The organism is Hyphomicrobium sp. MC1 (assembly GCF_000253295.1).
In the GTDB taxonomy this organism is placed as follows: Bacteria; Pseudomonadota; Alphaproteobacteria; order Rhizobiales; family Hyphomicrobiaceae; genus Hyphomicrobium_B.
The window spans coordinates 1,219,380-1,236,551 of sequence record NC_015717.1; the positions used below are offsets into that span (position 1 = coordinate 1,219,380).

A 17,172-nucleotide genomic window follows, 5' to 3' on the forward strand; every position below is an offset into this window, starting at 1 on the left:
TTGCGTCAGGCGCTGGAACTCATGGCGGTTCGTCCGGCCTGCTTGAGCTGATCGTCGGCATGTAGGAATGCTTCGACTTCCGGCGTAGCGGGTGGGCTGACCTCCGAGACGCCGAGGAGGGACATCAGCCGGGAGATCTCGACGAACTTCTTTTCTTTGCGGTCGTAAAGGCCGCCTTTGAATAAGGCGCGCGTTGCGGGCTGTCCGTCGCGCGGGCCGCCATGGATAACGAAGACCTGCTCCATGACGACAAGTGCCGCGTCCCAGCAGAGAAGCCGCGTTTCGAGGCGGAATTTTTGAAAAGGCCGCAGCTCGCGTTGAAAGCGGATGGTGATTGCGCTGGCGATCGGTGTCCAACGATGGCGCAAAACCAGCCGCCAAAGGCCGGACCGGACGAGCACATCAAGGCGACCGAGATCCATCAGCGTCAGATAGCGGCCGTTGTTCATATGGATCGAAATATCGAGATCGTGCGGCCAGACGCGAAACCACAACTTGGATGTTTCGCTGGGCAGCGAGAGAGGCCCTCGGCGGCGTGCCGTCATTAAGACCCATATCAGTCTGAACCAAAGGTTCATGCGCCGGTTTCCGAAATGTAGGCATTGAGACCTAAGCAGCCTTTACCTATACGTCAACTGCGCGGTCTGCCGCGATCTCATTTGGCGATTGCCCGTCGGCGGGCCACAATGGCACGATATCGCCTGTGCAATTATGAATCGCGAATCTGACGAACCAAAGAGGGTTTGGCTCGGCGCATGAAAAGCTTTCGGGCATTTCCGGTGTGGCTGCTCATGGCTTCGCCTCTGGCGGGGGCACCTGCGCTCGCGGCTGATGCCATCACCGCGCCTTCGCCGGTCGAGGAAGGCGCGACGTTGCTCATTCGGGGCGACGCGGAGAAGGCTGTTGCAACTTATACGGCAGCGCTCAAGGATACAGGGCTGCCCAACGACCGGCGCGCGACGATTCTCAATGATCGCGCTGTCGCCAACGTGCGTCTTGGCGAGACCAAGGCTGCGCTTGAGGACTACAATCGCGCCGTCGAGCTTTTCCCCGAGTATCCGGTCGCATACAACAATAGAGGCAATCTTCTTCTGGCGCTCGGCCAGTTGAAAGAGGCGATGAAGGATTTCGATCGTGCTCTGCTTCTGGCGCCGAGCTTTGCCGCCGCCTATTCGAACCGCGGCAATGCGAGGATGAAGCTCGGCCAGTCGGCTGCAGCGCTGGCGGATTTCACCAAGGCGATCGAGTTGATGCCCGCGAGCGCGCCGCCGCTATCGGGACGCGGACTTGCCTATCTCTCTGTCGGCAAGCCACACGCTGCCATTCGCGATTTCTCGCGCGCCGTCAGCGCCGATGCGCGTTTTGCGGCGGCCTATCGCAATCGAGCAGAGGCGCGCATGGCCGTTGGGCAACGTGACGATGCGATCGAAGATCTGTCTCGCGCCATCGCCTTTGATCCTAATAATGGCGAGCTTTATGTGGTGCGAGGATACGCTTATCTGATCAGCGGCAATGCGGCGTCGGCCATCAAGGATTTTTCGCGCGCCATCGAACTCGATCCCAAATCGAGCGCGGGATACGAAGGGCGCGGGCTTGCCAACGGTGTGGCGGAAGCCTTTGACGACGCGAATTCTGACCTCAATCGCGCGATCGAACTCGATCCGCGCTCGCCGGTGGCGTTCGCGTTCCGGGCGTACATCTATAAGCAGAACGGCCAGCCGGATATCGGCGCCAAGGACGTCGAGACGGCAATCAAACTCGATACCAATTCGCCTGAAGCGCTCTGGGCGCGTGGCGAAATCGAAGAAGCCAATGGCCAGGCCGATACGGCCATTACGGATTTGCGCCACGCCTTGCAGCTTCGTCCGAGCTGGCAATTTGCGTCGGATGCGCTGCAGCGACTGGGTGCGGCGCCAGACGATGTCGAGGACAAGCCGGTGCCATCGCTGGATATCGATAAATGGCATGTCGTGCTGCACGGCAAAGATTATTTCGCAACCAGCGTCGACTATCCGCAAATACGCGTGCCGCTGGAGATGACAGGTGAAGGGCTGCCGAGGCTGTTGTCGTGGGAAGTGCAAAAGCCGCCTTACGCGGGTTACGGCATCCTGCGTTTTTCAGGCGGCACGGTTCACGGGAAAAACGGCCCGGAAGACACCGAGCTTGCCGCGATCATCTATATCGGCGGCGGCAAGGTTTTGGCAATCGAGCCGCATCGGCAGGGTTCGCGCGTCGCGTCGTGGACGTGGGATGGCGATCGTCTGCAGATCGCAAGCGTGGATGGAGTCACCGACGAATATCAACTTCATCCGGTGAATGTTGCGGTCGTCGGCAATCGCGATCAGACGTACGCAGACGGGGCGCGAGCGGAGCGGCAGCAGCGACGCTCCAAGCCGAAATCTTTCTTCCAATTGCTCTTCGGGTTCTGATAGCCAGCGCGTCGCCGCAATGACGGCGGCGCAATGGGGATGCTGCTGATGACCGAGAGCGCGACGATCGTCTGGTTTCGTAATGATCTCCGGCTTTGCGATCACCCCGCGTTGACCGCTGCGGTAAAGCGGGGTGGACCGGTCATTGCGCTGTTCGTTCTCGATGATGCGGCTGCGGGGTGTTGGAAGCTGGGCGGTGCATCGCGGTGGTGGCTGGCGAAAAGTCTGGAAGCGTTGAGCCACGACATTGCGCAGCGTGGCGCACGCCTGATTTTGCGTCGAGGCGATACGGAAAGTATTTTGAAACGTCTCGTCGATGAGAGCGGTGCAACGGCAGTTTACGTCACTCGCGGTTATGAGCCCTGGGCCAAGGGGTTGGAGGAAAAGCTCCATAAGTCGTTCGGTGGATCGGGTGTGGTCTTCAAACGCTTCGGCGGTCGTTTGCTGAGGGAACCGGAAGATTTGCGCACATCGTCCGGCGCAGCCTATCAGGTCTTCACGCCGTTCTGGCGCGTCTTCAGGAAAGAGTTTTCAGCGCCAAAAGCACTGGCGGCGCCACGTCATCTTGGCCCGGTGCCGGACGCGATTGCATCGGACGATATTTCCGACTGGAAGCTCGCGCCGACGAAACCGGATTGGTCGGGAGGTTTGGCTGAGGCGTGGCGGCCCGGCGAGCGTGGCGCGCAGTTGCGTCTTAAAAATTTCGTCAGCGAGGGTCTTTCAAATTACGATGACGGACGCGATCGGCTTAATGCGGAGGGGACGTCGCGACTTTCGCCGCATCTTGCATTCGGTGAAATTTCTCCGGCGGCGTGCTGGCGCGCAGCAGCGGAGGCATCGCATCAAACTCACAGCAGCGATGGCGCCGTCGAAACATTTCTCAAAGAGCTTGCATGGCGCGAGTTCAGTTACGCGCTGCTCTTTCAATTTCCGCAGATGCCGGATGAACCATTGCGCGATGAGTTTGCGGCGTTTCCCTGGGCGAAGTCGTCGGCTAACCTCAAGGCGTGGCAGCGCGGTTTAACGGGATATCCCGTCGTCGATGCCGGAATGCGCGAACTCTGGGCTACGGGATATATGCACAACCGGGCGCGCATGATTGCGGCGTCTTTTTTGACCAAGCACCTGCTTCTACCGTGGACATCAGGCGAGGCGTGGTTCTGGGACACGCTCGTCGACGCCGATCTCGCAAACAACGCTGCGAATTGGCAGTGGGTTGCCGGTTGCGGTGCAGATGCGGCGCCTTACTTCCGTATTTTCAATCCTGTCTTGCAGGGCGAGAAATTCGATCCTGATGGCGACTATGTTCGCCGCTGGGTTCCGGAGCTTCAACGCTTACCCTCTGCCGATATTCACAAGCCATGGGCGGCCGATGCGACGACGCTGAAACGCGCGGGAGTCGCTATCGGGAAAAATTATCCGTTTCCGATCGTGGACCATAAAGAGGCGCGCGCTCGCGCGCTGACGGCGTATGACCGCGTGAAATCGAGCAAGCGAGGTTGAAAATACGAGGCGACTTCCGACATTTAACGTCGTTGCACATGAATCCTTGAAGAGAAGCTTTGCAGGTGCGTGATTTTGAAATGCTCACGACGAACCTCGAAACCGTTTCGTAAGCTAGATGAGCCGCAGTCCTGTACGGGGGGCGATTTATTGGTAATTCCCATTAACGTTGGGGCGTTTTCGCCGTATTATGCGGGCAATAAGCGTATTGCGTAGGGAGCTATCATGTTGCGTAGGATGATGTTGGCGGCAATTTTGTTTGCCGCTCCGTCGGTTGCGGCCATGGCCGCGCCGAGTGAAGCACCGGCGAACGGGGCATCGACGACCACCGAGACGCAGTCGGGCACGACGACATACTTTGGCAAGGCCGAAGGAGCGAAAGAGCCTGTGACCGTCGAGGCGAAGAAGGAGCCGGTCGCCAAGCCGCGGCCGCTTCCGCCGACACTCACCGCATCCATTGATCTTTCTCGGCAAACGATGAGCGTTTCGGTCAATGGCGAGCCGCGCTATCGCTGGCGTATCTCGTCCGGGACACAGCAGTATGCGACGCCGACGGGCAACTTCTACCCGCAATGGACGTCGCGAATGTGGTATTCGAAGAAATACGACAATGCGCCCATGCCGAACGCTGTTTTTATCAACGGCGGCGTTGCCGTTCATGGAACATATCATATGGCTGCGCTCGGCCGTCCGGCGTCGCACGGCTGCATTCGCTTGGCGCCGTCGAATGCCAAAATTTTCTACGATCTCGTTCAGCGCCACGGAATGATGCGCACGCGCGTCAGCGTGCATGGACGCCCGAATTGGGGTGATAACGCCGTCGCGCGTCGCGACTCGCACGATGACGATGATTACGCGAGCAATGGCGGCAGCAGCTCGTTCTGGGGCAACATCTTTGGCGGTCCGCAGTCCGCCAAGGCGAACGGCAAGAAAACACGCTATGTCTATATCGATGGCGTTCGCACGAAGGTCTATCAGGCGAAGGACGGCACGTATTACTACAAGAGGCCGAAAGGGAAGAAGTATTCGGGCTACGCCTACGGCGCAAACTGATACGTCAAACCGTTCCATAATTGAAAAGGCCCGCGATTTGCGGGCCTTTTTTGTTGTCGGCGATTAGAACGGGTTCCAAGTCGGCTGTTCGGTGAACCGAAGGTAGCCGATATTGGCGCCCAGACGCATGCCAACGCCGGATCGAATTGGTGCCATGATAACGGGGCCGCCCTTCAGCAAGGTCACGCCGACGCCGCCGACAAAATATGCCGATCCGTCGACGCCTGTGAAATTCCGATAGATATCGTTCGCATTATCCATGCGGTAGATGAGGAAAAGTGTGCGCGAGCCAGAGGCGCCTAAGTCGGTGCCAACCGAAGGCCCGTGCCAATAAACTTCCCGCGTTCCAGGTTGGGAACGCATAAACAAGGTGCCTTTGCCGAAGCGAAGACCCGCGAGAAACGCGCCGCCGCCTTCGACGCCGAGGACGTAGGCCGTCGGGCGTCCCGACTGTTTGAAGGCATGCTCGATGACGGCAGCCAAGTTCGTCGAAATCGATCCGAAGAACCCGCGCGTGACGTCGCGGATTTCTTCGATCGAATAGCCTTCCTCTTCCGGTGGCGGCAGATTGGGAATGGGTGTCGGCTCTCGCATTGCAACAGCCGGCGGCGGCGTGGCCTCATCCGGGTGTGTGCGCGTGGCCCAGCCTTGAGATGTGTGTGGCGTGGCTTTGACGGCCGGCTTCTTGGCCACAACGGCGGGCGGGGAAGGTTTCTTTGCGGCGGATGCCGCTGGCGGCGTTGCGGGAGAGGGCGCTGGAACGGGAGGGGTGGCCTGCGCTGTCGCCGGTGGCGGAGCGTTGCGCTTTGCTGCGGCGATCTTCTCATCGAGGCGCTTCAGCATATAATCCGACTTCGCCTTGATGACGGTATTGAGTTCGGCCGCCGCCATTTTCAGTTCTTCGAGCTTGGCGCAGTCGGGTTCTTCGCCGTCGGGTATGCGGCCGAGAGAATCGACGGTAAGCAGCAGCTGGCTGCTCTTCTTGTCGAATTCTTCGAGCTTCGGGTCGTCGATGGCGTTGAGAGCCAGATTCTCGTCATCGGTGTCGGGCAACTGCAACGCCTGCTTATAGCGTTTGAGGCGCTCCTGCAGCTTGGGTTGCACTTCGAGCGTCAAGGTTCGCAGACTTGCGCCCGACTGATCGACGGCTGCGGCGAAGTCATTTGCCGTGCAGGTTGCGGCGACGGCGCGCGGCACGTTTGTCAGCAATGCCGCCATCATGGCAATGAATGCAAGCGTCGATCGCATGGCTTTGCAGCTCCAATATCAGTCGCCAGTGCCGGGCGATCGTCGGTCTTGCGAAAACGAGCAGAAGCCGTTGTTACGGTCGTGACGCAGATTTTGCGGCAATGCGCGCCATGAACCGGGCGGTGTCAACGATAATCCGAGTGTGCGTTCCCGATCCTATTCGATCAATGCCATCGGTTGCCGAAACGTCGAACGTGATTTTTCGGCCATCGACAGATTTGACCGTTGCGGTCGCGGTTACCGTATAGCCAATCGGCGTCGGCGAAGTGTGTGTCACATCCAGGTGTACGCCGAGGCTTTCGTGGCCTTGCGGCAGGAAACCATCAAGGCAGTCGACCGCTGCCGCTTCGATCGCGGCGATCAGCATCGGGCTCGCGAAGACAGGCACATTTCCACTTCCGACACGCGTTGCGAGGCGCTCATCAGTGACAAGCATGCTTGCCGTGCCGCTTAGTCCAGCGCGCAACTGCGAAAGATCGGCCATCCGTTACGCTCCTTCTCGTCTGGAACGGCCATTAAGGGGCGTCGCTCGAATGATCAATAGGATTGGTGACGCTCGTAAACAGGGCTAGCGTTAACCAGCTTTTCGGAACGCGCTGCCCAAAGCCGCAGGAGCACGTCTAGCTAATTATGACGTTCGCTCGGTAGAGTTATTCAGGCGATATTCAGGATGGCTGCGTGCTGCTTCGCTTTCGCTCGTTCATGATCGCGTTTTCGATTGTGCTCGCTCTTGCGCCGTTTTCGGGGATTGCGGCGGCGGCGCTTTTGGCCTCGACGCTCGGCTGCGAGATCAATGATGCTGCGATGGAACCGTGCACAGCGCATGGCATCGACTTTGGTCCACTGCTCACGGATTTGTTGCTGACCGCGAGCCTCGGGCAGATCGCATTCCTGATCCTGACGGCCGTGCTGGTCGTCTGGACCGTAATAGAAGTCTTCGCCCTGCTGGCACGGACGTGGCAGCGGGATCGCGGCGCAGTAGTTAAGCGCTAGGGACGGGTGATTTCGAACAGGCCAGGGAAGGCTGATCCCGATGGGCCGATTTCGGAAACCGCAGCGGCGCAGCTTTCGTCAATGACCAGCTTGCATTGGTTCGAGGGATCATCTTGGGCGCAGTGCTTGGCGCGCATCCAGGCGTCGTAAATCTTCTTTTCCTGGGCGTTGAAAACATCGAGTTCGGGGCCGTTGTAAACGGACGGAAGAACGGCCGCTTTGTCCGTCAGCTTGCCGCCGGGGCAGGTTTCAGATGCGCCCAGGGCCTGGGCGTAGCGGGAACCGATGTCGTAAGGCGTCAGATTGGTGGCGGCTATGGCGGTGCGCGTGGCCGTCAGAAGATCCTTGGGCGGATCAGCCGCCGTGGCAGAGTTATCGTCGGCCAGCAGTCCGGCCAGAGCCAGAAAGAGCAGCATGGAAAGGCTTTTTGGCCGCCTCAAGCCCATCGGGATCCTCCAGGCCTTGTTGATTGCCCCGGCAACTTATCGTCGAATTGCAGCGCGTGCGGATGGTGCCGGATGGAAGTCCGCGCGGGCGACGATGCGAAGAATGCCATCAAATGCATATACTTTTTTGTAAGTCGAAGCGATTTGCATTTCGGCAAATCCATCAACCTCATATACCCTATCTTCGCAATTGGCGATCGAAGGCGCTATCCTGTCTTTGAGCTTGCCGGCTGGCGGCGATATCATCGTATTATGGGTTGAGCTTGCCCGTGCGCCGTCCCTAGGAGAGAGACATCACATGACCTCACGCATTGCTTTATATGCGGCTGCGTTCGCCGCTCTTGCCGTCACCGGCGCCAGCCCAAGCTTCGCTCTTTCGACCAAGGAATGCAGCGTGAAATATCAGGCTGCGAAGTCCGCTGGAACGTTGAACGGACAGACCTGGGCGGAATTCCGCAAAAAGGAATGCGCTGGAGCTGCGACGACGACGGAAGAAAAGCCGGCTGCGAAAGTCGAGACGACGAAAGCTGCTTCCGGCGCCATTTTTCCGAAGGCGGTCGATACGAAGTATGCCAAGGAAAGCGCGGGCCGGGCTCGGATGCATACGTGCCTTGATCAGTACAAGGCTAACAAGGCGAACGGCGGCAATGGCGGCCTCAAGTGGATTCAAAAGGGCGGCGGTTACTACAGTCAGTGTAACGCGGCCCTGAAGAAGTAACTTTGCCCGTTCTGCTGCAGACATGACAACGGCGAGATTTTCATCTCGCCGTTTTTCGTTTCGGAGAAGGTATCAGCCCCGTCTCAGCGTTTCATTTCGCGCTCGCGCTGCCAGGACAAAAACAGCACCGTTACGAGTGATGTCAAAAGCATGGTGCCGAGAATAGCGGGCTGGCGCATGAAGGACTGCCAGACGTTGAAGCCTTCAATCCATCCGCCGCGGTTCGTCAGGACGTTATTGAGAACGAGAACCACGAACGCGACGAGCGACGTCAGGGCGGTGGCGATAACGGCTTCGACCAGCCGTTTGGTCAGCCGTGGTACGGATATGGAATTGCGGCCAATAGCGAGTTGTGTCCGGTCCGACATGGTTTGCTCCCGTATTGCTTAGGCGAAGGGGCACGGCGATCGCCACGGAGCCCCGGATTTATTCTCCCTTTCTATCAGATTCGCATCGGCAACGTGGCAGGGGCGAGGCGTTCGCGCATCGTTAGCTTATCAACGAGGTGAGCTTTTCTAGCGCCCGATCCTCAAAGCAAGTTGATCACTATGTTCGCAGCTTCGGCAACATCGTTCAGTGAAGCCGGGATATAATGAGCGGACGTCGCCCATGCTGCGGCTAGCTAGCGACGAACGGGACCGGCGGATTTAAGGCGCGGTTCCAGATCGGAGAGCGTTCATGCTTCGCTTCGTACATCTGCTTGCTAGCACTTTGCTGGTGGCAATCGTCGGTATGTCGGGTGCCGCGACCGCGGCGCCTGGCGGGTTAGCTGCGGTCGCGTTTGGCAAGCCAACCGGTATTGTCCTGACGCATGGCGGAGGTGGCGGCCACTGGGGCGGTGGCGGCGGAGGTCACTGGGGCGGAGGTGGCGGCCACTGGGGCGGCGGCGGCCGCCACTGGCGCGGCGGATACTGGCGCGGTAGGGGCTGGGGTTACGGCTTCTACGGCGGGTATCCCTACTATGGCGGCTATTACCCGTATTATGACGACTATTATTACGATGATTACTACTATCCGGATTATCCGACCTGCTACTACAGCCGCAGGTATCGCGCGCGCATCTGTCCAGGTTATTGATACTTCAGGCCGTGGTGCCCAAATTGTCCGAATGAGTCGGCGGCTTAACTGCCGACCGCAGGAGCATTTAGAAGTTACATGAAACCGATTGCGCGTGCTGTTCTTATCGCTCTGTCGCCGTTGGCATTCGTCGCCACCGAGGCGAAAGCGCAATCGATCTTCGATGTCGAACATGCGCGCGCCATGTACCGTGCCGGCGTCGCCAGCCGGTACGATATGGAGCAGTTGAGACGCTACGGTGCGCCCAGCGGCTTTTACCCACAGTACGGGCCGCCGCCGCCCCGCCGGATTGATCTGCGCCGGCTCTGGTTACGAGAGCGCTATCGCGATCGCTATTACGACTGAGCGGCGGTCTTGAAGGGCGGCCGCAGTTGGCCGATATATGCGGCATGGATAAAAAATCGATGCCGGCCGACGAGGCCGAGTGGCGGAAACTCTTGACGCCGGAGCAATATCGGATCTTGCGCGAAAAGGGCACTGAACCGCCCTTTACCGGCGAGTACCTGCATTCCGAGAGCGATGGAACGTTCACCTGCGCGGCTTGCGGTAACCCGCTATTTTCCTCCGATGCCAAGTTCGATTCCGGTTCGGGCTGGCCTTCGTTTGATGAAGCGCTGCCGGGCGCTATCGAATATCACACCGATACATCTCACGGGATGGTGCGCACCGAGATCACATGTGCGCGGTGCGGATCGCACCTTGGTCACGTTTTCGACGACGGTCCGACGGATAGCGGCAAGCGCTATTGCATCAATTCGGTTTGCCTCAATCTCGATGAAGAGGCACCCAAGCCCGAAAGTAAGTAGTGAGCCTTTTTAAGACGGCTCGCGTGATAGGCAGGCTGTCAGGACTTGCCGTCCGGTGTCACGCGTTTCTGAAAAGCCATCGCGGCAGCGGGAGCGCGTATCTTTCCCTCGTGAATGAAATAGACAAACACGTCGCGTGGCGTTTTCGGGGCCTTGTCCTTTGGCGCCATGACCGGCAGGTCGTCGGGCGTGCCACCGTCGGCCCATATTTTTGCGCGCGCCGCCCACTGATCGAGAGCTTTCGGCTTGTAGGCGGTGGGCACCGTGTCTTGTCCCGTCTGAAGCCGAGCATAAACGAAGTCGGCCGTCACGTCGGCGATGGCCGGATAAGTCGCGTGATCGGCGAAGACGATGCCGACCGCATGCTCGCGGGTCAAGGTAACGAACGACGGCGTGCAAAACGAAGCATGCCGCACTTCGACGGCGTGCTTCAGTGGTCGCTTGCCGACTTTTTTCGGTAAAAGTTCGAGGAAGGCGCCGAAGTCGCTTTCATCGAATTTCTTTGTCGGGGCAAACTGCCAAAGGAGCGGTCCGAGCTTGCCTCCCAGCTCGGCGACGCCGGAATCGATGAAACGAGAGACCGAATCTCCAGCTTCCGCAAGAATGCGGCGGTTCGTGGCGTAACGCGGACCCTTCAATGTGAAAATGAAATCGGGTGGCGTCGCCTTTGCCCAGCTTGCGAACGTCGAGGGTTTTTGCGTCCGATAGTATGTGCCGTTCACTTCAATCGTGGCGAGATGGCGGCTGGCGTATTCCAGTTCTTTCGCGTGCGCCAAGCCGTCGGGATAGAAAACGCCGCGCCAGGGCTCGAATGTCCAGCCTCCGATACCGGCCCGGATCGTGCCGTTGCGGGCTGTTTCGGCTTTGCGCGCCATAGCTGGCCTTCCATATATCGAGGACGGAATCGCCGTGTTCAGCGAATCGCCATAATTCTGGGCAAGTTCTTGTTTTTCCCGCGACCTCGGGGCGCATGCACGGATAATCGCGGGCACGGCATCTCGGCGTTTTTTCGCCGATCATTTATCATTGGTGACAGCGCTTGGGGCAAGCGTTGTAATCTTGCGCCGTTGGGATCAGCATTAGGCACATGACTGCCGAGAACGTGGGGCAAACGGCCGGTCTTTCCATTGCGGGCTTCGTACCTTGGGGTGCGGGCGCGTCGAAGCGCGAGCGGAATTTTTATATCGCGCTGGGCGTCGCGCTTCTGCTGCACGCTTCGTTTTTGATCAGCGCGGTTAGCAGCGGAGGCGCCAAGCGTCTTGGCGCCGAAAATGGAGCGGATGACGCGATCAGCGTTTCTCTTGTAACCGAGCAAGATCTCAAGAGCCGGGCGACGGTCGCCGACGAAGTTTCGCCGCCGCCGGGGCCGATTGCGCCGACGCAGCAGGAGCAGAAGGCCAAGCCCGAGCCTCAGCAGCCGCCGGAGAAGCAGCAACCTCCGACTCCGCCTCAGCAGGAGCAGGCTAAGCAAGAGCCGCAGCCGCCCGAACCGCAGCAGCCTCCGCCGGAGCCGCAGGCTCAAGATACGCCGCAGCCGCCGGATCAGCCGCAACCGGACGTTCCTCAGGATACGGACCCGGCCAAGCCAGACCAGGTCGCCAAGCAGGACGATACGAGCCCGGATAGCCAGCCGCCGGACCTCTTCTCGCTCGACGATCAGGATCCGTCGAAACTGCAAAGCGCGAACGAGCCGAAGCCGAAACCGCAACCCAAAGAAGATACGAAGCGCGCGAACAAGAAGCCGAGTACGAGTAAGGCAGCGAAAAAGTCTTCTTCGAAGGCTCAGAAGAAGGTGGCTGCGCTCGATTTATCGACGCAGGCCCTGGCTCCGAGTTTCAGCGGCGGCGGTGGCGCGGCTGCATTCCAGCGCCCTCCGGGCATCACTCGCTCGGGCCTCAACGATGCTTTCGCGAGGGCGGTGATTCGGGCGCTCCAGCAGACCATGCCGCAGCTCTCGAATACGCTCGGCCGTGTGACCGTTCGAATTTTTCTGTCCGACAGCGGCAACGTGATTTTCGTGAAGATGCTCGCTGGATCCAAGGATCCATCGCTTAATCAGGATGTCGTCTTTGCGGCCAAGCAGACGAGCTATCCTATTCCGCCGGCGGGCTCGAATGAGGCCGACCGCACATTCATCGTGACTTACATCTACGATTGAAGCCGCCGAACTCGATGGTTCGTGGCCATCGCTCGGCTTGCGACAGACCCGCGGAATTTGTCCGCTGTCTTGGTATTACGCGAAATCAGGCAGGCAGCGTCGCGGCAAGCAGTTCTTCGGCGTGTGTGGCCGACGAAATGACCAGTCCGACGACTGTCAGGATGAGGAGAGCTAAGAGGAAGGTCACGTCGGTCTTCTCGCTCATGATCGCTCCAACAGGTTGTTGCGATGGCAGACAAACTGCCAATCGTACGGTCCTGGGCGATCCCGAAGAAGTTTCTTATGACGTTGCCATGAGGCTAAGTTCGACTCAGGCTCGGCCACAATAGCCAAAGTGAAGCAGCGTCACCGACACCCGCTGAGAGTGGCCGTGACGCTGCAGAGCTTCTTTTCGTTATGTGTTTTGGAGAAGGGGGACGGACACTTATTGCTGCTGCACGGCATCCGAAGCCGTATTCGTGCCTCCGAGCTTCATTGGCGCATATTCCGGCGTTTCCCTGCGGCAAGCTCCGAGCGCGAGTGCGGCAATGCATATTCCAAGCGCGACGACTTTCATGATCATCTCCCGTGGTCGATTGCGATTTGTCTGGATACGCATGTGAATGCGGAAGCAACGCCGGAAACGTCGAGCTTGTTCCGTGCTGGGCTGAAGGCAACTGGCGCCAATGGCCTAGCGAATCTTAGCCGTTCGGAAGCCGCTTTGACCGGCATGATTTGAAACGGGCAAATCTTAATGTTCAGGCAAGCATGCTTTCCAATTTAATTGGCATTCTCACAAAGTACGATCGCGAGCATTAAGCGCCAGGCTGTTGTTGCCGATCGTGGAGCTGGTAACGCGCTGATATGTTTCGGATATTTTTTGCGTCTCATGTGCATGTGGCTTGCGCGGCGAAGAGGGAGAACAGATGCTTGTTTTCCTATCGAGAATAATTGCTTTCATCTTCACGCGTTCTGTGTACCTCGCATTAAGGAGGCCGATAGTAGCGTCCGGGCCGTAGCCTCCGCTCATGAGGAGCGGGGAAAATGCTTGTGATGGAACGAGTGACGGGCGAATCCATTCCGGCCGGCGTCGAACGCTCGACGCTTGAAAAGGCAATTGCATCTGGCTTTCCGCTGCTGAAATTTCCTCAGCAGCTCGAAGCGGCCTTTGAACAAGAAGTTGCGGTTCAGCGATGCCGACAGCTCGCGCTGGGCGGGTTGTTCGGGATCTTGCTGTACGACCTGTTTCTCATTCCCGACTGGCTGGTTTCACCGCAGACGTTTTTGACGGCCCTTTGGGTGCGTCTTGGTATGGTGACGCCAATCGCGCTGCTTATGATTGCGTCGCTCTATCTCAATCCGCCGGTGGCGATCCGCGAATTTCTGGTGGCGGCCGGTGGCGTCGTGCTCGGGGCCGGCAGCATTCTATATCTCATGCTCGTCGGCGATGGTGGGCCACTGGATGCACAGCATCAATCGCTCATTCTCATCATCCTCTTCATAACAATGGTGCAGCGGGTGCGATTCTGGTGGGCCATGGCGGCGTGCCTGGCCTGCTTTGCGATGCACGCGGTTGGATTGTCTTTGCTGCCGGCATACACATTCGAGTTTCAGATTTCTGCCAACACCGTGTTTGGATGCGCCGTCGTTCTGACCCTCTTCGCCTCATACGTGCTGGAGCGAGAGACCCGGATGAATTATCTGCTGTCGCTCAGAGGCCGGTTGCAGCGCCAGGATCTCGATGCCAAGAGCCGCCGGGACGCGCTGACAGGGCTTCGCAACCGGCTCTCTCTCGACGAAGCGATTGAGGACTGTGACAGTGCGGATGGCCTCGACAATGAACTGGCGGTCATTCTGCTTGATATCGATCATTTCAAATCGTTCAACGATACGGCCGGTCATCAGGCCGGAGACGTCTGCCTGAAGCGCGTTGCGGGGATCGTGCAGAGCGAGTTGCGGGACTATTCCGACGACGTCTTCCGCTTCGGCGGTGAGGAGTTCGTCGTCCTTTTGCATGGCGTCGATCTGCCGAGGGCGATCAGGATTTCGGAGCGGATTCGAAAAGCAGTGGAGGATGCATCGATCCCGCATCCGGCGCTTGACCTAGGTGAGGTCGTGACCGTCAGTATGGGTGTCGCGTCGGTGGTCCTGAGTCGGGATATCCGCGTAGGGCAGGTAATCGCTGCGGCAGATACGGCGCTTTATTTGGCGAAGCGAAATGGTCGCAACCAAGTGGCGCCGCGGATGCCGGTCGTCGAATTCGTCGAAATGGCTGATCGCAGGCTCTACGCCCACTGAAGTTGTCAGCAAGAGTATTTCGAAAACGCACGAAATGCGCGTGTTTGCGCGCATGCAGGATCAGCTTCCTGATATGCAAGGCTGGCACGAGTTTCGTGCGACATCTCTCTTGCCATGTTGCGTTTGTGTTTGTCGCTCTTGACCAGGGAACAACGCCGCTGCATTTGCGTTTGGGGACGGGATCTCACTTAGAAGGAACACGGATATGAAGAGGGTCGCGGTTTTGGCTGCGGTGGCGCTTGCCTTTTCGTCGGGTTGTGCATTCGCGGTCAGTCAGGCCGTGAAAGACGCATGCAGCGCTGATTATGCTGCTTATTGCAGCCAGCATAAGGTCGGCACGTCGGCGGCAAAGTCCTGTATGCGCGAGCATCGCAAGATGTTGACCGACTCATGCATCCATGCGCTTGGACATTCGAGCGAAGTTACGCAGGCTGATATCGAGCAGTATCACCGCGAGCACGGCAAGTAAGTTTGCCTGCGCGGCCAGGGGTCTTTCGGACAAGCTTTGCGCCCGTCACTGCATCTCGCGGTGGCGGGTTTTCTTTTGGTCTACCGCTTCGTCACCAGCGTACGCGGCTAAGTCCCAGATAACGGCCGATCAGCTTTCTGACGACGGTGCTTGGCAGCTTGCCGCGCGCGAAGTGGTTGAACTTGGCCGTCGGGCCAACCGCATAGCGGAACCGAGGGCGCGGCGCCGCCAGAGCTTTCGCGACGGCCTTGCCGACGTCTGCAGGATCGCCCGCCGACTTGGCGACAAGGGCCTCGACCGTTACCTCGAGGTGCCGCAGGAGCGGCAGGTAGACGCTATCCTTCGGGAGGATTCGCGGCGAGTTCTCCCAGATGCTCGTGCGGTAGGGGCCGGGTTCGATTAGGATGATGTCGATGCCGAAGTGCTCTACTTCGTAGGCGAGTGATTCGGCCCATCCTTCGACGGCCCATTTCGAGGCACAGTAAGGGGAATTGGCGGGCTGGCCAGCAAATGCCGATTCGCTTGAGATGATGACGATACGTCCACGGCGCTGCGCGCGAAAAGTCGGCAGCAGGCGTTTCGTTAGCGCCAAGACGCCGAAGTAATTGACCTCCATGATGCGGCGGACGTCGGTCTCGGGGAGATCTTCGAAGGCACCGCCTGCCGCGACGCCCGCATTGTGCACGACGGCATCGAGTTGCCGATTGGGAAGATCCAATTCGGCGACGGCGCGTTCGATCGACGTTGGGTCGGTTACGTCGAGCTGTCCGACCGTTACCGCTTGGTGCACGCCTGCCGCGACTAGCGTCCTGTCGAGTTCTTCGCGCTTGGCGAGGTCACGCATCGTGGCGACGACGTCCCAGCCCTGCTTTGCGAGTTCGACCGTTATGGCTAGTCCGAAGCCGGACGACGTCCCGGTGACGAGAACTCTTGGCATGGGGCAGGGGCTCCGCGAATTTTTGGTATTGGCGTTTTACGCGACTGCCGGCGTTGAATCGAGGCCGGGCTGTTCCCTGGGGAACAGCGAGGTGGGAGCGGCGCCGGTTATTCCATTCCCCACGACGCCGCCTCGCGGTGTCGGCCGCGAAACGACAAGTCCTGTGTTCCCGCCGGCTCACAGGGGCGTCGTGATGCGGCCGACTCCCCGAGGCGGTTGCGATTGGGCTGGAACTAGTCGAGGAAGGTAACGCGTCCGGTTGCGACGTCGTGCATAGCCGAGACGATCTTGAGCTGTTGGGCTGAGACGAGATCGCGGAGGACGCTGCTGAGGGCGGTCAGCCGCTCCGCGCCTAGGTGGGCATTGGCTGTTGCGACGGCCTGGACGAAAGCCTTGTTCTTCGACGTGCGATCGTCCGGAAAGTCTTTGCTTGCTTCTGCGACCGCGGGCTTGATCCGCGCCAGGACGCCGGTCAGCAGACCGAACTCGACATCGTCGACGGCGCCTTTGATAGCGCCGCATTCGCTATGGCCGAGCACTACGATAAGCTTGGCGCCTGCCAGCTTCGTTGCGAATTCAGCGCTCCCGGCAATATCGTCGTTGATGACGTTGCCGGCCACGCGGGCGCTGAATATGTCGCCGATACGTTGATCGAAAACGAGTTCGGGCGGCACGCGGGCGTCAATGCACCCGATCACGACTGCCGAGGGGAATTGTCCGCCCGCTGTCGCACGGACTTGTTCGATCAGGTCGCAATTGCGCATGTTCTGTGTGGCGAAGCGTTCGTTTCCGGCCTTGAGCTTAGCCAAAGCGTCGTCCGGGCTGGTCGCTGACTGGCGCTCGGAGGTCATGACGGAGCACTGATCGGCGGCGAAAGCCCGATCGACCGCCAGCAGACCGGCGGCTAAGGCGCTACTGCAACAAAAATGGCGGCGCGACAGCATCGAAGCCTCCCTGAAATCAACGGCCGAATCTAACCGGGAAATGCTTAAACGGACACGTCCAAACCGGGCGCAAATTCTCGCTTATTGTCGGCGAGTTGGGCGGCCCGTCTATTT

Annotated in this window: 20 protein-coding genes; 12 read left to right on the plus strand and 8 right to left on the minus strand. The window is 59.2% G+C overall.

All coding sequences use genetic code 11. From position 1 onward, the window contains the following. Positions 1-5: 5 nt before the first annotated feature. Positions 6-578, minus strand: a complete 573-nt coding sequence (locus HYPMC_RS05920) for a thioesterase family protein (protein WP_013946932.1) — start codon at positions 576-578, stop codon at positions 6-8. A 177-nt stretch (positions 579-755) separates the two neighbouring features. Between HYPMC_RS05920 and HYPMC_RS05925 the strand changes: the two genes are divergently transcribed. From HYPMC_RS05925 to HYPMC_RS05935, 3 genes are all read left to right on the plus strand, one after another. Beyond that, positions 756-2,429: a tetratricopeptide repeat protein gene (locus HYPMC_RS05925; protein ID WP_013946933.1), complete on the plus strand. Its 1,674-nt coding sequence runs from the start codon at positions 756-758 to the stop codon at positions 2,427-2,429. A 48-nt stretch (positions 2,430-2,477) separates the two neighbouring features. After that, positions 2,478-3,932, plus strand: coding sequence for a deoxyribodipyrimidine photo-lyase (locus HYPMC_RS05930; protein WP_157135404.1), 1,455 nt, complete (start codon positions 2,478-2,480; stop codon positions 3,930-3,932). Between the two features lie 225 nt (positions 3,933-4,157). Beyond that, entirely contained in the window at positions 4,158-4,985 is an 828-nt protein-coding gene (locus HYPMC_RS05935) for a L,D-transpeptidase (RefSeq protein WP_013946935.1), read from the plus strand. A 63-nt stretch (positions 4,986-5,048) separates the two neighbouring features. Here HYPMC_RS05935 and HYPMC_RS05940 read toward each other — a convergent pair whose 3' ends face one another. Both HYPMC_RS05940 and HYPMC_RS05945 read right to left on the minus strand, forming a co-directional pair. Continuing rightward, positions 5,049-6,233, minus strand: coding sequence for a DUF1134 domain-containing protein (locus HYPMC_RS05940; RefSeq protein ID WP_013946936.1), 1,185 nt, complete (start codon positions 6,231-6,233; stop codon positions 5,049-5,051). A gap of 73 nt (positions 6,234-6,306) precedes the next feature. Then, entirely contained in the window at positions 6,307-6,717 is a 411-nt protein-coding gene (locus HYPMC_RS05945; protein WP_013946937.1) for a thioesterase family protein, read from the minus strand. A 194-nt stretch (positions 6,718-6,911) separates the two neighbouring features. Between HYPMC_RS05945 and HYPMC_RS05950 the strand changes: the two genes are divergently transcribed. Further along, complete coding sequence (locus HYPMC_RS05950) at positions 6,912-7,226, plus strand: hypothetical protein (RefSeq protein WP_013946938.1); 315 nt, start codon at positions 6,912-6,914, stop codon at positions 7,224-7,226. Here HYPMC_RS05950 and HYPMC_RS05955 read toward each other — a convergent pair. Next, positions 7,223-7,642, minus strand: a complete 420-nt coding sequence (locus HYPMC_RS05955; protein WP_050976754.1) for a hypothetical protein — start codon at positions 7,640-7,642, stop codon at positions 7,223-7,225. The genes HYPMC_RS05950 and HYPMC_RS05955 overlap by 4 nt on opposite strands. A 328-nt stretch (positions 7,643-7,970) precedes the next feature. Between HYPMC_RS05955 and HYPMC_RS05965 the strand changes: the two genes are divergently transcribed. Beyond that, positions 7,971-8,390: a hypothetical protein gene (locus HYPMC_RS05965; RefSeq protein ID WP_013946940.1), complete on the plus strand. Its 420-nt coding sequence runs from the start codon at positions 7,971-7,973 to the stop codon at positions 8,388-8,390. An 83-nt stretch (positions 8,391-8,473) separates the two neighbouring features. Here HYPMC_RS05965 and HYPMC_RS05970 read toward each other — a convergent pair whose 3' ends face one another. After that, positions 8,474-8,758, minus strand: coding sequence for a hypothetical protein (locus HYPMC_RS05970; RefSeq protein WP_013946941.1), 285 nt, complete (start codon positions 8,756-8,758; stop codon positions 8,474-8,476). A 310-nt stretch (positions 8,759-9,068) separates the two neighbouring features. On the opposite strand from HYPMC_RS05970, the gene HYPMC_RS24470 reads away from it, so the two are divergent. The 3 genes from HYPMC_RS24470 to msrB all read left to right on the plus strand — a co-directional run bounded on the left by HYPMC_RS24470 (position 9,069) and on the right by msrB (position 10,273). Next, positions 9,069-9,467, plus strand: coding sequence for a hypothetical protein (locus HYPMC_RS24470; RefSeq protein ID WP_013946942.1), 399 nt, complete (start codon positions 9,069-9,071; stop codon positions 9,465-9,467). 78 nt (positions 9,468-9,545) lie between these two features. After that, entirely contained in the window at positions 9,546-9,812 is a 267-nt protein-coding gene (locus tag HYPMC_RS05980; RefSeq protein ID WP_013946943.1) for a hypothetical protein, read from the plus strand. Between the two features lie 44 nt (positions 9,813-9,856). Then, positions 9,857-10,273 (plus strand): peptide-methionine (R)-S-oxide reductase MsrB, encoded by a 417-nt coding sequence (gene msrB / locus HYPMC_RS05985; RefSeq protein WP_024275596.1) that lies wholly within the window; start codon positions 9,857-9,859, stop codon positions 10,271-10,273. 38 nt (positions 10,274-10,311) lie between these two features. Here msrB and HYPMC_RS05990 read toward each other — a convergent pair whose 3' ends face one another. After that, positions 10,312-11,148 (minus strand): DUF72 domain-containing protein, encoded by an 837-nt coding sequence (locus HYPMC_RS05990; protein WP_013946945.1) that lies wholly within the window; start codon positions 11,146-11,148, stop codon positions 10,312-10,314. Positions 11,149-11,360: 212 nt separating this feature from the next. Here HYPMC_RS05990 and HYPMC_RS05995 point away from each other — a divergent pair, with 212 nt between their 5' ends. The 4 genes from HYPMC_RS05995 to HYPMC_RS06010 all read left to right on the plus strand — a co-directional run bounded on the left by HYPMC_RS05995 (position 11,361) and on the right by HYPMC_RS06010 (position 15,177). Beyond that, on the plus strand, positions 11,361-12,431 hold the full coding sequence (locus tag HYPMC_RS05995) for an energy transducer TonB (RefSeq protein ID WP_013946946.1): 1,071 nt from the start codon (positions 11,361-11,363) through the stop codon (positions 12,429-12,431). Between the two features lie 370 nt (positions 12,432-12,801). Then, positions 12,802-13,149: a hypothetical protein gene (locus tag HYPMC_RS24145; RefSeq protein ID WP_155831194.1), complete on the plus strand. Its 348-nt coding sequence runs from the start codon at positions 12,802-12,804 to the stop codon at positions 13,147-13,149. A gap of 314 nt (positions 13,150-13,463) precedes the next feature. Then, complete coding sequence (locus HYPMC_RS06005) at positions 13,464-14,708, plus strand: diguanylate cyclase (RefSeq protein WP_024275600.1); 1,245 nt, start codon at positions 13,464-13,466, stop codon at positions 14,706-14,708. A 205-nt stretch (positions 14,709-14,913) separates the two neighbouring features. Then, entirely contained in the window at positions 14,914-15,177 is a 264-nt protein-coding gene (locus tag HYPMC_RS06010) for a hypothetical protein (RefSeq protein WP_013946951.1), read from the plus strand. A 91-nt stretch (positions 15,178-15,268) separates the two neighbouring features. Here the strand turns inward: HYPMC_RS06010 and HYPMC_RS06015 are convergent, their stop codons facing one another. Beyond that, positions 15,269-16,114 (minus strand): SDR family NAD(P)-dependent oxidoreductase, encoded by an 846-nt coding sequence (locus HYPMC_RS06015; RefSeq protein WP_013946952.1) that lies wholly within the window; start codon positions 16,112-16,114, stop codon positions 15,269-15,271. 233 nt (positions 16,115-16,347) lie between these two features. After that, complete coding sequence (locus tag HYPMC_RS06020) at positions 16,348-17,058, minus strand: carbonic anhydrase family protein (protein WP_013946953.1); 711 nt, start codon at positions 17,056-17,058, stop codon at positions 16,348-16,350. Positions 17,059-17,172: the final 114 nt, after the last annotated feature.

Bases quoted from the DNA above. Each gene is read 5' to 3' on its own strand.
- HYPMC_RS05940 (WP_013946936.1), bottom strand. From the start codon at position 6,233: ATGCGATCGACGCTTGCATTCATTGCCATGATGGCGGCATTGCTGACA.
- HYPMC_RS05995 (WP_013946946.1), top strand. From the start codon at position 11,361: ATGACTGCCGAGAACGTGGGGCAAACGGCCGGTCTTTCCATTGCGGGC.
- HYPMC_RS05930 (WP_157135404.1), top strand. From the start codon at position 2,478: ATGACCGAGAGCGCGACGATCGTCTGGTTTCGTAATGATCTCCGGCTT.
- HYPMC_RS05980 (WP_013946943.1), top strand. From the start codon at position 9,546: ATGAAACCGATTGCGCGTGCTGTTCTTATCGCTCTGTCGCCGTTGGCA.
- HYPMC_RS05970 (WP_013946941.1), bottom strand. From the start codon at position 8,758: ATGTCGGACCGGACACAACTCGCTATTGGCCGCAATTCCATATCCGTA.
- HYPMC_RS24470 (WP_013946942.1), top strand. From the start codon at position 9,069: ATGCTTCGCTTCGTACATCTGCTTGCTAGCACTTTGCTGGTGGCAATC.
- HYPMC_RS05965 (WP_013946940.1), top strand. From the start codon at position 7,971: ATGACCTCACGCATTGCTTTATATGCGGCTGCGTTCGCCGCTCTTGCC.
- HYPMC_RS06020 (WP_013946953.1), bottom strand. From the start codon at position 17,058: ATGCTGTCGCGCCGCCATTTTTGTTGCAGTAGCGCCTTAGCCGCCGGT.
- HYPMC_RS06015 (WP_013946952.1), bottom strand. From the start codon at position 16,114: ATGCCAAGAGTTCTCGTCACCGGGACGTCGTCCGGCTTCGGACTAGCC.
- HYPMC_RS05925 (WP_013946933.1), top strand. From the start codon at position 756: ATGAAAAGCTTTCGGGCATTTCCGGTGTGGCTGCTCATGGCTTCGCCT.
- HYPMC_RS05990 (WP_013946945.1), bottom strand. From the start codon at position 11,148: ATGGCGCGCAAAGCCGAAACAGCCCGCAACGGCACGATCCGGGCCGGT.
- HYPMC_RS05920 (WP_013946932.1), bottom strand. From the start codon at position 578: ATGAACCTTTGGTTCAGACTGATATGGGTCTTAATGACGGCACGCCGC.
- HYPMC_RS05955 (WP_050976754.1), bottom strand. From the start codon at position 7,642: ATGCTGCTCTTTCTGGCTCTGGCCGGACTGCTGGCCGACGATAACTCT.
- msrB (WP_024275596.1), top strand. From the start codon at position 9,857: ATGGATAAAAAATCGATGCCGGCCGACGAGGCCGAGTGGCGGAAACTC.
- HYPMC_RS06010 (WP_013946951.1), top strand. From the start codon at position 14,914: ATGAAGAGGGTCGCGGTTTTGGCTGCGGTGGCGCTTGCCTTTTCGTCG.
- HYPMC_RS06005 (WP_024275600.1), top strand. From the start codon at position 13,464: ATGGAACGAGTGACGGGCGAATCCATTCCGGCCGGCGTCGAACGCTCG.
- HYPMC_RS05935 (WP_013946935.1), top strand. From the start codon at position 4,158: ATGTTGCGTAGGATGATGTTGGCGGCAATTTTGTTTGCCGCTCCGTCG.
- HYPMC_RS05945 (WP_013946937.1), bottom strand. From the start codon at position 6,717: ATGGCCGATCTTTCGCAGTTGCGCGCTGGACTAAGCGGCACGGCAAGC.